We start from the raw sequence: 12,626 nt of genomic DNA on the forward strand, positions 1-12,626 counted from the left end.
CACTCCGCCCCGGATCCCATGGTCCGGGGCGGTTGTGTTTTCCGAGTAGCCGGTTTTTTCCCCCGCGTCCAGGGAACCTCGTCATCTTTGGTTTTGTGCTGTCATCCGCGTTCACCCTGCGTTTTTGCGGCCGAATCGGGCCTAGCGTTACCCCATGACCGCACTCACCGAATCCCTGCCCGCCGGCCCGGCTCCGTTTACCGTGGGGCTCGTGCTTGATCCCGGCGGAGTCCTGCCCGCCGACACGCCGCCCGCGCTGCGCTACGATCGCGCGTACTGGGAGGGGCTGGTGCACGCGGCCGAGGCGGGTGGCTTCGACCAGCTTGTCCTGGCCGGATCCTCGACGAGCATCGGGCCCGGCCTGGATCCGGTACTGCTGGCCTCCGCGCTGGCTCCGGGGACCGGGCGGATCGCGCTGGTCCCCGAGATCGTGACCGGGGTGCTTGAACCATTCCACCTGGCCGCGGCGGTACAGACCCTCGACCACCTCTCGCGCGGCCGGGCGGGGTGGCTGGTGCGCCCGGGACCCGCGGGTGCCGGCGGGGTTCTCGAAGACCTGGCCGATGCCGGCGAGACGATTGCGGCGGCCCGACTCCTCTTTGAGAGCTGGGAGGAGGATGCCGAGATCCGAGACTTGGATACCGGACGGTATATCGACCGGGACCGCGTCCACCCGATTCGCTATCGAGGTTCGCGCTTCTCGATCCACGGGCCCTCGTATGTCCCGCGATCTCCGCAGGGATCCCCACCCCTGCTGGTCCGGGTTCCCGCCCTGTCCGAGGCGGAGGCGGCGAGCCGCTCGGGGCGGGCCGAGCGGACCTTCGCCCTCGAGTATGCGGACACCATCATCCTGGACGCCACGACGGGCAACAACCCGGACCAGACCCTCCGCGCGCTGCGAACGGCCGGTGCCGCGCGCGTCCTGATCGAGGTTGCACCACCTGCCGGAGCGGAGGCATCGGCCGCCTTCGCTGAGCGCGCGGTGGCGTGGCATCGGCTCGGGGTGGCGGGGGTCCTGCTGCGGCATGCCACGCTGCCCCGCGGACCCGAGGAGGTGGACACCCACCTCCCGACCGAGCTCTGGGCGCAGGGTCTCCCCGCCTCCGTCGGAGGCACCGCGCCGCGTCTGCGCGCCCTCCTGGGGGTGGAGCCCGCCCGCAACCCGTTTTCCGAGGCTCGTCTGGCGAAGGTGGGTGGCCGCGATGAGTAACGCCCACACGCCGCGTCAGGTACACCTGGTGGGATACTTCCCCGGCGTCAACCACTCAACCGTCTGGTCGGATCCGGCCTCGGGGAGCCAGATCGAGTTCGACTCGTTTGCCCACCTCGCCCGCACCGCCGAGCGTGGCCTCTTCGACTACGTGTTCCTGGCCGAGGGCCTGCGATTGCGCGAGCATAAGGGCGAAATTCACGACCTCGACGTGGTGGGCCGACCCGCCGCGCTGCCGCTGCTTGCCGCCCTGTCCACGGTGACCGAACGCATCGGGCTGGTCGCGACCGTCAACTCCACCTTCAATGACCCCGCCGATCTGGCCCGCCAGTTCGCCACGCTGGATCATCTGTCGGCGGGCCGGGCCGGGTGGAACGTGGTCACCAGCTCCGAGGAGTTCTTTGGGGCAAACTTCCGTCGTGGCGGCTATCTTGACCGCGACGACCGCTATGACCGCGCCTCCGAGGTACTCCGTGCGGCCTCCGCGCTCTGGCGGGCTCGGCCCGGTGCAGAGTTTGCGTTTGGCGGGGCTCACGTGCGCTTGGATCGGGTGCCCGGTGTCGTGCCCGGGCCGCAGGGCGCGCCCGTTATCGTCCAGGCCGGCGATTCGGCCGACGGGCGAGAGTTCGCCGCCGAATACGCCGAGGTGGTCTTTTCGCCCCACTCCGAGCCTGGCCCGGCGGCGGCGCTAGCCACGGATCTGACGGCGCGGCTGGCGCGATTCGGCCGCGGTCGCGAGGATCTGCGCATCCTTCCCTCGGCAACGTTTGCACTGGGAGACACTCAGGCCGAAGCGGAGGAAAATGCTCGGGAGATTGCCCGTGCCCAGGTGAGCCCGCAAACGGCAATCGGGACCGCCGAACGCATCTGGGGCCTCGACCTAACCGGTGTTGATCCGGACGGCCCGCTCCCCACCGCCGAACCCGCCGAAGATGAGCTTCGTCGCGGACAGGCACCGCATCTGGGCGAGCGGCGCAAGATCGCCGCGGCCTGGCGGGGACAGGCCGAAGCGGAGGGCCTCAGCCTGCGCGAGGTCATCACCCGGGCGATTAGCTCCTTCACCCTGGTGGGTACCCCCACCGCCGTGGCCGAGCGTATCGCCGCGGACGTTGCCTCGGGGCGTATCGACGGATACGTTCTGGTTCCGCACCTGCAACCGCACGGCCTCGACGACTTTGTGGACCGGGTGGTCCCAGAGCTTCAGGAACGCGGTGTATTCCGGACCGAATACCCGGAGGGCCGAACGCTCCGAGACGTCCTCGATCTCCCCCGCCCGCCCCTCCTTACCCGGAATATTGACACGCGCTAAGCACCCGGTGCCGTCTATGCTCATGAGCATGATCGATGACGAGCACACCCCGCAGCAACTCAGCCGTACGCGCGTTTATGCGAACGACTGGATGAGCGTTTTTGAGGACCAGGTTCGTTTTCCCTCGGGGGTCGCGGGCCCCTATGGCGTTATCGTGAAATCGGATTTCTCGCTGGTCATTCCTCTACGGGAGGACCGCGTATGCCTCGTGCGCCAGTTCCGGTATCCGCTGGGGTCATGGACCCTGGAGTTTCCGCAGGGATCGCTGCCCGTGGGAGAACTCCCGAGTGACCCCGCTGAAGTCGCCCGGCGAGAACTGTTCGAGGAAACGGGACTTCTCAGCGAAACTTTGAGCGCACTGGGAACCCTGCATGAATCCGCCGGGTTCACCGCGTCTCGCTGTCACGTGTTTCACACGCGGGTGGAGTCGGTCGGCACCGCGCATCCCGAAACCGAGGAATCGATCTCGGGAATTCTGTGGGTCTCGATACCCGAATTCTGGCGAGGCGTTGCGGCCGGGCGTATTACCGATGCGCCGTCTATTGCCGCGATGGGCATGTTGGCGGCCGCGGATTGCTCAAATTAACTGCGTACGGGCCCGGACTGCCTCCTGGGAAGCCGGGCCCGTACTAAGGGAAGGCTATTTGCCGGTGACCGCTCCGAAGCCGGGGCTCGTGGCCGGGTGCGGGTCCTCGCCGTCCGGGCGGGCGACGGGGATGCGGCTGCCGAGCACCTGGGCGACCACGTCGCGGGCGATCTGCTGGCCGGTGAGGCCGGCGTCGGTGAGGATCTGCTCGCGCGAGGCGTGATCGATGAACAGGTCGGGCAGGCCCAGCTCGTCCACCGCGGTGTCTACTCCGGCCTCACGCAGGCGCTGACGGATGCGGGTACCGATGCCGCCCACGCGCACGCCGTCTTCAAGCGTGATTACCAGGCGGTGGCGACGTGCCAGCTCCACCACGTCTTCGTTCACCGGGACGACCCAGCGCGGGTCCACCACGGTGGCCCCGATGCCCTGCGCACGCAGACGCTCGGCCACATCCAGCGCGATGGTCGCCATCGGGCCCACGGCGACGATCAACACGTCCTCGCGCTCGCCCTCGGCTAGCACGTCGACCCCGCCGTCGGTGCGGCGCAGTGCGGCGATCTCTTCGGGGGCCGACCCCTTGGGGAAGCGGATCACGGTCGGTGCATCATCCACGGCGATGGCTTCGGCCAGCTCCTCACGCACACGAATCGCGTCACGCGGGGCGGCGATGCGGATGCCCGGGACAACCTGCAGGATCGAGAGATCCCACATGCCGTGGTGCGAGGGGCCGTCGGGGCCGGTCACTCCGGCGCGGTCAAGCACAAACGTGACGCCGGCCTTGTGCAGGGCCACATCCATCAGGATCTGATCAAAGGCACGGTTGACGAAGGTCGCGTACATCGCCACCACCGGGTGCAGGCCCGCATACGCGAGGCCGGCCGCGGAGGTCACCGCGTGCTGCTCGGCGATGCCCACATCGTGCACCCGGGTCGGGAAGCGCTCGGCAAAGGCGTGCAGTCCGGTGGGACGCAGCATCGCGGCGGTGATCGCCACCACCTTCTTATTGCGGGTTCCCTCGGCCAGCAGCGCATCGCTGAACACGCCGGTCCAGCTCTGCTGCGAGCTGGTGCTCAGCGCGCGCCCGGTGGCCGGATCGATCTTGCCCACCGCGTGGAACTGATCGTCCTGGTCGTCGCGGGCGGGCTGATAACCGCGGCCTTTCTCGGTGATCGCGTGCACGATGACCGGGGCACCATAGTTCTTGGCCTGGGTCAGCGCCTCCTCCATCGCGTGGAGGTCGTGTCCGTCGATCGGGCCGATGTACTTAATGTCGAGGTTTGAGTAGAGGGCCTCGTTGTTGCTGGCGCGGGAGAGGAACCCGTGGGTGCCGCCGCGGACACCGCGGTAGAGGGCGCGGCCGGGAGCACCCAGCTTGGCGAAAAACTGCTCGCTGCTGCGTCGCAGCGAACGGTAGGACTTCCGAGTGCGGACGTCGTTGAGGTAGCGCGCCATGCCGCCGATGGTCGGCGCGTAGGAGCGGCCGTTATCGTTGACCACGATGACCATGCGACGCGCGTTGTCGTCGGTCATGTTATTCAGGGCTTCCCAGGTCATGCCGCCGGTCAGCGAGCCGTCGCCGACCACCGCGACGACCGCGCGATCGGACTGTCCGGTCATCGCAAAACCGCGGGAGATCCCGTCGGCCCAGCTCAGCGAGCTGGAGGCGTGCGAGGATTCCACGATGTCGTGGTCGGACTCGCTGCGCTGCGGGTATCCGGCCAATCCCCCACGCTCGCGCAGGTGGCTAAAGTCCTGACGGCCGGTCAGTAGCTTGTGTACGTAGGACTGGTGTCCGGTATCAAACACGATGGGATCGTTCGGAGAGTCAAAGACCCGGTGAATCGCCAGGGTCAGCTCGACCACCCCGAGGTTCGGCCCCAGGTGACCCCCGGTGAGCGCGACCTTGTTGATCAGGAACTCGCGGATTTCCAGGGCGAGGACCTTGAGCTGCGACTCGGTCAGACCATCCAGGTCACGGGGGGATGAAATCTTCTCAAGAATCGACATGGGTACTCCTTCGCTGTCTGCCTGCGCGGGGGCGCGGACTCGTGGATCGGACAGCGTCCGAGGCACAGGGATAGTTTAGGTGATTCGGGCACATATTGGGTGTGAGCCGCGCGCCCGGAAAACCAAAGCCGGCCCCGGAAGTTTCCTTCCGGGGCCGGACTCTCGGGGTTATCGGCTAGCCAACGAGGCTGCGCAGCACGTACTGCAGGATGCCACCGTTGCGGTAGTAGTCGGCCTCGCCGGGGGTGTCGATCCGCACCACGGCGTCGAACTCGACCACGGCCTTGCCCGGAGCGGAGAACTCACTCGGCACGGCGGTGACGCGGACGGTCTTCGGGGTGGTGCCGTTGTTGAGCTCCTCGATACCGGCGATCGAGACGATCTCGGTACCGTCGAGGCCCAGCGACTCGGCGGTCTCGCCGGCCGGGAACTGCAGCGGAACCACACCCATACCGATCAGGTTCGAACGGTGGATCCGCTCGAAGCTCTCGGTGATGACGGCCTTTACGCCGAGCAGCGAGGTGCCCTTGGCGGCCCAGTCGCGGCTGGATCCCGAACCGTACTCCTTACCACCGAAGATCACCAGCGGGGTGCCGGCGGCCTGGTAGTTCTGCGAGGCGTCGTAGATGAAGGACTGCGGGCCACCCTCCTGGGTGAAGTCGCGGGTGTAGCCACCCTCGACGTCGTTCAGGAGCTGGTTGCGCAGGCGGATGTTCGCGAAGGTACCGCGAATCATGACCTCGTGGTTTCCACGACGCGAACCGTAGGAGTTGAAGTTTCCACGCGAGACGCCGTGCTCGGTCAGGTAGCGACCGGCCGGGGTGTCGGCCTTGATGGCACCGGCGGGGCTGATGTGGTCGGTGGTGACCGAGTCGCCCAGCTTGGCCAGCACGCGAGCGCCCACGATGTCGGACACCGGGGTGGTCTCCATGGTCATGCCCTCGAAGTACGGGGGGCGACGCACGTAGGTGGACTCATCGTCCCACTCAAAGGTTGCGCCATCCGGGGTGGGCAGCGAACGCCAGCGCTCGTCACCCTCGAAGACGCTCGAGTACTGCTTGTCGAACATCGCGGTGTCGATCGACTCGTCGATGACCTTCTGGACCTCCTCGGCGGCGGGCCAGATGTCCTTGAGGAACACCGGGTTGCCGTTGAGGTCGTCGCCCAGGGAGTCGTTTTCGAAGTCGAAGCTCATCGAACCGGCCAGGGCGTAGGCGATGACCAGCGGCGGGGAGGCCAGGTAGTTCATCTTCACGTCGGGGTTGATGCGACCCTCGAAGTTACGGTTACCCGAGAGCACGGCGGTGACCGCGAGGTCGTTCTGGTTGACGCCGGCCGAGATCTCCTCGAGCAGCGGACCGGAGTTACCGATGCAGGTGGTGCAGCCGTAGCCGACTAGGTAGAAGCCGAGGTCCTCGAGGGACTCGGTCAGACCGGCCTTGTCGTAGTAGTCGGTGACAACCTTCGAGCCCGGGGCCAGGGTGGTCTTGACCCACGGCTTGGCCTTGAGGCCCAGCTTGCTGGCGTTGCGGGCCAGGAGCCCGGCGGCCATCATGACCGAGGGGTTCGAGGTGTTGGTGCACGAGGTGATCGCGGCAATCGCGACGGCGCCGTGGTCGATCGTGAAGGACTCACCATCGGCGAGGGTCACGGTGGTCGGCTTGGAGGCCGCGGCCGGGGCCGGGCTGGTCAGCGCGGTAGCGAGCAGCTCGTCGGTATCCACAGCAGAAGCGGAGGCGTAAACGGGCAGGTCGTTCTCGAACTGCGACTTGGCGGCCGAGAGCTCGATGCGGTCCTGGGGACGCTTCGGACCGGCGATCGAGGGCACCACGGTGGCCAGGTCGAGCTCCATGTACTCGGAGTACACGGGCTCGTGGTCGGCGTTGTGCCACAGACCCTGGATCTTCGAGTAGGCCTCGACCAGGGCAACCTGCTCCTCGCTGCGGCCGGTGAGGCGCAGGTAGTCGAGGGTCACGTCATCGATCGGGAAGACCGCGGCGGTCGAACCAAACTCGGGGCTCATGTTACCGATGGTCGCGCGGTTCGCCAGCGGAACCTGGGCCACCGAGGGGCCGTAGAACTCCACGAACTTACCCACGACACCCTGCTTGCGCAGCATCTCGGTGATGGTGAGCACCACGTCGGTGGCGGTCACACCGGCGGGGATCGCGCCGTTGAGCTTGAAGCCGACCACCTTGGGGATCAGCATCGACACGGGCTGGCCGAGCATCGCGGCCTCGGCCTCGATGCCACCAACGCCCCAGCCCAGCACACCCAGGCCGTTCACCATGGTGGTGTGCGAGTCGGTACCGACACAGGAGTCCGGGTAGGCCTGGAGGGCGCCGCCGACCTCGCGGGTCATGGTGACGCGGGCCAGGTGCTCGATGTTGACCTGGTGCACGATTCCGGTGCCCGGGGGCACCACCTTGAAGTCGTTGAATGCGGTCTGGCCCCAGCGCAGGAACTGGTAGCGCTCACCGTTGCGCTCGTACTCGATCTCCACGTTGCGCTCGAAGGCGTCGGACTGACCGAAGAGGTCGGCAATGACGGAGTGGTCGATGACCATCTCGGCCGGTGCCAGCGGGTTGATCTTGGTGGGGTCGCCGCCGAGGGCGGAGACGGCCTCGCGCATGGTGGCGAGGTCCACGATGCAGGGAACACCGGTGAAGTCCTGCATGACCACGCGGGCCGGGCTGAACTGAATCTCGGTGTTGGGCTCCTCGGTGGGGTTCCACGAACCGAGGGCTTCGATCTGGGCCTTGGTGACGTTGGCACCATCTTCGGTGCGCAGCAGGTTCTCCAGGAGGACCTTCAGACCAAACGGGAGCTTCTCATGACCCGGGACGGTGTCGAGGCGGAAAATCTGGTAGTCGGTTCCCCCGACGGTCAGATTCTGCTTCGCACCAAAGCTATTGACGGTAGACACTACGCGTTCTCCTCTGGCTAGACAGGCGCGCCCGCACCTGCGTTCAAGGACCCTCCTCCCCTGCCGCAACAGCGGGGAACTCGGTGCCTTGGTTCGCATGTTCGCTACGTCGCGACTAAGGCTGTCCTTATTTATCTTGATGTCGAGATAATTCTATCAGTATTCCGACGCGGTGTCGCTCACATCCGTGCGTGGCGTGTGGGTAAACGACCGCGACCCCCGCCCGTTTCCGGGTGGGGGTCGCAGAGGTGTTCACGAGTGTTCTAGGAACGTTTATCCGCCGTGTCGCCGCGGCGATACACCGAGCGGACGATCAGCCAGGTCAGCACCAGGACCGGCGCATAGAGCGGCAGGCCCATCGCGATCCGGGTCAGGCCCAGTGCGGCCACGTTTCCGGAGAAGTAGAAGGGCAGCTGGACCGCGAGCCGGGCCACAAACATGCCCACCCAGGCCAGGGTCAGCCAGGTGAACACGCGCCGCTTAAAGCGGTCGTGACGCCAGGCCACCCCGTCGCCCATCAGGTATCCGGCCAGCACGCCGATCAGCGGCCAGCGGACGGCGATCGAGATCAGCAGGCCCAGTGCGTATCCGGAGTTCACGTAGAACCCGAGCACGAAGTTATCCTCGGCGCGGCCGGTGGTGAGGGCCAGGACGGCCGAGGCCACCACACCCACCAGGCCACCGATTGCGGCGGTGACCGAGGACTTACCGATGAGTCGCGCCAGGGTTGCCACCACGGCGATCCCCACCGCCAGACCCGCGGCCCAGGGCAGGCTCTGGGTCAGCGTGAACACGATGACAAAGAGCAGACCCGGAACGACGGCCTCGATGATGCCGCGGACGCCACCGATCGCACCCAGCAGGGCGGTACCGGTGTTGCTGCCGCCGGAAGCCAGCGCGCCCAGCGAGGAGCGCGCGGCTACCTGGGCCAGCGTCTCGCTCAGCTTGGGAGAGATCTCCTCGCCGTCCGCGGGTTCCGGCGGGGTGGTCGAGTCGGGTGTGGTCATGCCCTACTCGGTTCCCGGGGCCACCGGCATCTTCAGCGCGAGCAGGTCGCGCGGAGGCATCGGGGTGTTGCCGCGGACAACCACGACGCTCCGGAACAGGTCATCGATGGCCTCAATGGCCTCGGTGTTGCCCTCCTCGGCACCCGCGCCAGCGATCACGCCGCGCAGGAACCAGCGGGGGCCATCCACGCCGATAAACCGGGCCGCGCGAGCGCCGCCGGGGTTCTCGGTGGTGACCTCACCGGGCAGGGTGGCAAACAGTTCCGGACCGAGCACGGTCTCAACCTCGCGCACCTTGCCACCCTGGCCGTTGATACCCACGGTGATCTGCTCGCGGGTTTCGTGCCAGAGGCCCGAGCTGCGCGGTGCGGCAAAGGCCTGCACCTGCAGGGTCGAACCGGCATAGTCGAGGCCCACGGCGATGATGCGCTGGGTGGATTCCTCCACCTCGAGTCGGAGGTTCAGTCCCTCACGCGGGAGGATCTTGACGCCGCCCAGGTCGATATAGGGGCGAACCGGGTTCGCCTCGCTCTCGTCATAGGGGCCACCCTCCACGCGGTCGGCCGGGGCCGACTTGGCGTCGATGGGCTCGGCGACGCTTTCGGCGGCGGTGTCCTCTGCCTCCACAACGTCCACCGCGTCGGTGGCGGGGGCGGTGCTGTTCTTTTTCCTAATCATGCCTGTGCTCCTGTCTGAGGACGACCATACCCGGTCGAACCGAATCCTGTCTCACCGCGTTCGCTTTCAGGTAACACATCTACCGGAATGAAGCGTGCCTGGGTGACCGGCATGATGATGATCTGCGCGATCCGATCCCCCACCGCAATCTCATACGGGGTCGAGGAATCGGTGTTCAGCAGGATGACCTTGATCTCGCCGCGATAGCCGGCATCGATAGTGCCCGGGGAGTTCACCACGGTGATCCCGTGCTTGGCGGCCAGGCCGCTGCGCGGGACCACAAACGCAGCATGCCCATCGGGCAGCGCGATCGAGACACCGGTCCCCACCAGGGCACGCTGGCCCGGGGCGAGGGTGACCGCCTCGGCGGCCATCAGGTCGGCACCCGCATCGCCCGCTTGCGCATAGCGCGGGGCTTCTCGGGCGATAATAGGGATATCAACACTTTCGGTCACAGATCGAGGGTAATGCACATCGATGAATGATTGAGACATGACCCAGTATCACGAACGACTTTTCCCCTCCGCCATGGTGTTTGTGGCCACCGCCCTGGTGATCCCCGCGAGCATTCTGGTGTTCTTCCCGATCTCCCTCACCGTGGGATACGTGGTGGCCGCGGTGCTGTATCTGGGCTCGGTGGTCCTGTTTTTGACGATGGCCCCCACGGTCTCGATCACCGATGGGATCCTGCGCGCCGGCCGCGCCCGGATCCCGGTCACCGAGCTGGGCACCCCCGAGGCATTCACCGGTGAGGCCGCGCGTGCCGAGCGTGGCGTGAACCTGCACGCCCGTGCGTACCTCCTGCTCAACGCCTGGGCGCAGCAGGCGGTCAAGGTTCCGGTCATCGATGAACAGGACCCGACCCCGTACTGGCTGATCTCCACCCGTCGCGCCGGCGAGCTCGCGGGTGCCATCGAGGCGGCCCGTCGGGAACAGCTCGAATCCCACTAGGGTTCGCCCCCGACACGGCGGGTGTTCGCCCGTCGCGAAACCGACGATCGACCCGCCCTCCTCGCGTCATCCCGTCCGGTTGCGGACCGCGTGCCCACCCGTACCCGGGTCGCGGTGCCGGGCACACAAAAGGCCCTCACGATTTTCATCGTGAGGGCCTTTTGACACTGTGTTGCCAGAGCCTAGGCGGCGCACTCCACACAAACCGGGCCGAGCTTGGTCTCGTGGTCGATCTGGGAGCGGAACTTCACCAGGAAGCAGCTCACACAGGTGAATTCGTCTGCCTGCGGGGGCAGAACGACCACGTCGAGGTCGAGGTCCGAGAGGTCGGCACCGGGCAGCTCAAAGCCACCGGGGTTGTCCGCATCCTCGTCACCAACGGCACCCGAGAGTTTGTCCGGCACGCGCTCCTTAAGCGCTTCGATCGATTCGGAATCGTCGTCGCTTTTGCGAGGTGCGTCGTAATCCGTTGCCATGTTTTTCCACTTCTCTTCGCCTTTACCGATCTGAATCGGCGGCCATAGTTTGCAACAATCCGCGCTCAATAGCAAACCGAGCGACGTTTTTTCCCAGCGTTTTGTCGGGAACACACGCCGCGCCCGCGCGATTACGCGATTCACCCGGCATTCATGGCACCATTGTTCACAGGATTTATGACGCCGAAAGAGGCAGGGCACATGCAGGAATTGAAGGTTGTTGGCATCGAGGATGGGGCCCTCATCGCTGCTGCGGAAAATGGGGACCGCTTCAAACTGGAAATCGATGAGGTGCTGCAGTCGCAGCTTCGTCGGATGAAGTCGCCGCTCGCGGCGACCCCGAAGATTAGGCCGCGCGAGGTTCAGGCGCACATCCGGGCCGGGCTCTCGGCCGAGGAGATCGCCGAGCTGACCGGCGCCGACGCCGACTACGTGCGCCGCTTCGAGGGCCCGATCCTGGCCGAGCGTGAACACATGGTGGCCGCGGCCCTCAGCGTGCCCGTGGTCGCCGCCTCGGTGCCGGGAACCGAGGAGGGTGAGGCCAACTTCGGTTCGGCCATCCGCGCCCGCCTGGAATCCCTCGAGGCCGAGGGTGAGCGCTGGACCAGCTGGAAGGACGAGGAGGAGGGCTGGATCGTGAAGCTGTCCTTCACCGCCGCCCGGGTTGAGCACGACGCCCGCTGGACCTTCGATCCCAAGCGCCACGTCCTGAGCCCGCACAACAGCGAGGCCGTGACCCTGTCCAAGCAGGGCGAGATTGCCGCCCCCCTGATCCCCCGCCTGCGGGCCGTGGAACCCACCGTGGATCCCAGCGAGGCCCGGTTCAGCACCGATGCCTTCGAAACCGGAGTCATCGCCCCGATCACCCCTGCGGCCCCCACCGAGGGTGCAGCCGAGTCCGTCGCCAGCCTGATGGGCCAGCGCCGGGTCGAGCCCGCCCACGCGGTAGAGTCGCACCGCCGCGGACCCAATGCCGCCGCCGACGCCGCGATCAACCGTGCCGAGGATCGTGGTGACGAGGGCAACCAGCACACGGCCGACCTGCTGCAGGCGCTGCGCAAGCGCCGCGGTGAGCGCGAGAACCGGGCCGAGCGCGAGTCGCGTCTGGAACACGACCAGCGTCAGGTGGAGCCCGCCGCGGATGCCGACACCGGCTTTGGACTGCGCCCTGTGGATGTGCCGCTGGAGAACTTCGAAACCCTGACCGGCGAGGTCCCGGTTCAGTCGGCGGAGCAGCCCGCCGACGCCCCGCTGGCACCGGCGGCGGCCCCGAACACCGAACACGAACCGGCCTCGCCCACCTCGCAGGTGGATAACTCGACCGGCGCGATCCGCAACCGTCGCGGCCGCAAGGCGATGCCCTCCTGGGATGAGATCGTCTTCGGCGCACGCACCGAAGAAGACTAGGTACCCACACCACAAACGGGCGGCCACGTGAAAACGTGGCCGCCCGTTTGTGGTTGGGACCACCGC

The 12,626-nt window shown here is 66.8% G+C and carries 11 protein-coding genes; 5 read left to right on the plus strand and 6 right to left on the minus strand.

Annotated elements, in window-relative coordinates:
* Positions 1-154 precede the first annotated feature (154 nt).
* Genes IE92_RS17135 through IE92_RS0103945 form a run of 3 tightly spaced genes read left to right on the plus strand, consistent with a single transcriptional unit; the run spans position 155 to position 3,105 of the window.
* Positions 155-1,210: an LLM class flavin-dependent oxidoreductase gene (locus tag IE92_RS17135; protein WP_051701876.1), complete on the plus strand. Its 1,056-nt coding sequence runs from the start codon at positions 155-157 to the stop codon at positions 1,208-1,210.
* Positions 1,203-2,519 carry an LLM class flavin-dependent oxidoreductase gene (locus IE92_RS0103940; RefSeq protein ID WP_030143572.1) on the plus strand — a complete coding sequence of 439 codons (1,317 nt, stop codon included), beginning with the start codon at positions 1,203-1,205 and terminating at the stop codon, positions 2,517-2,519. The genes IE92_RS17135 and IE92_RS0103940 overlap by 8 nt, the downstream gene beginning before the upstream one ends.
* A 28-nt stretch (positions 2,520-2,547) precedes the next feature.
* Positions 2,548-3,105, plus strand: coding sequence for an NUDIX domain-containing protein (locus tag IE92_RS0103945; RefSeq protein WP_030143573.1), 558 nt, complete (start codon positions 2,548-2,550; stop codon positions 3,103-3,105).
* Positions 3,106-3,159: 54 nt separating this feature from the next.
* On the opposite strand, the gene dxs is transcribed toward IE92_RS0103945, so the two are convergent.
* From dxs to dut, 5 genes are all read right to left on the minus strand, one after another.
* Positions 3,160-5,115: a 1-deoxy-D-xylulose-5-phosphate synthase gene (dxs, locus tag IE92_RS0103950; RefSeq protein WP_051701874.1), complete on the minus strand. Its 1,956-nt coding sequence runs from the start codon at positions 5,113-5,115 to the stop codon at positions 3,160-3,162.
* Positions 5,116-5,290: 175 nt separating this feature from the next.
* Positions 5,291-8,041 (minus strand): aconitate hydratase AcnA, encoded by a 2,751-nt coding sequence (acnA, locus tag IE92_RS0103955; RefSeq protein WP_030143575.1) that lies wholly within the window; start codon positions 8,039-8,041, stop codon positions 5,291-5,293.
* Between the two features lie 263 nt (positions 8,042-8,304).
* Positions 8,305-9,048, minus strand: a complete 744-nt coding sequence (locus IE92_RS0103960; protein ID WP_030143576.1) for a DUF3159 domain-containing protein — start codon at positions 9,046-9,048, stop codon at positions 8,305-8,307.
* A gap of 3 nt (positions 9,049-9,051) precedes the next feature.
* Entirely contained in the window at positions 9,052-9,726 is a 675-nt protein-coding gene (locus tag IE92_RS0103965) for a DUF3710 domain-containing protein (protein WP_081864075.1), read from the minus strand.
* Positions 9,723-10,181 (minus strand): dUTP diphosphatase, encoded by a 459-nt coding sequence (gene dut, locus IE92_RS0103970; RefSeq protein WP_030143578.1) that lies wholly within the window; start codon positions 10,179-10,181, stop codon positions 9,723-9,725. The genes IE92_RS0103965 and dut overlap by 4 nt, the downstream gene beginning before the upstream one ends.
* Before the next feature lie 37 nt (positions 10,182-10,218).
* On the opposite strand from dut, the gene IE92_RS0103975 reads away from it, so the two are divergent.
* Positions 10,219-10,677, plus strand: a complete 459-nt coding sequence (locus tag IE92_RS0103975; protein WP_030143579.1) for a DUF3093 domain-containing protein — start codon at positions 10,219-10,221, stop codon at positions 10,675-10,677.
* Between the two features lie 182 nt (positions 10,678-10,859).
* On the opposite strand, the gene IE92_RS0103985 is transcribed toward IE92_RS0103975, so the two are convergent.
* Positions 10,860-11,153 carry a DUF4193 domain-containing protein gene (locus tag IE92_RS0103985; protein ID WP_030143580.1) on the minus strand — a complete coding sequence of 98 codons (294 nt, stop codon included), beginning with the start codon at positions 11,151-11,153 and terminating at the stop codon, positions 10,860-10,862.
* A 201-nt stretch (positions 11,154-11,354) separates the two neighbouring features.
* On the opposite strand from IE92_RS0103985, the gene sepH reads away from it, so the two are divergent.
* A complete protein-coding gene (gene sepH, locus IE92_RS0103990; RefSeq protein ID WP_030143581.1) occupies positions 11,355-12,560 on the plus strand; it encodes a septation protein SepH in 1,206 nt (401 codons plus the stop codon).
* Positions 12,561-12,626: the final 66 nt, after the last annotated feature.

Origin of the sequence: Mycetocola saprophilus, assembly GCF_000718085.1 — a bacterium.
Classification (GTDB): domain Bacteria; phylum Actinomycetota; class Actinomycetes; order Actinomycetales; family Microbacteriaceae; genus Mycetocola; species Mycetocola saprophilus.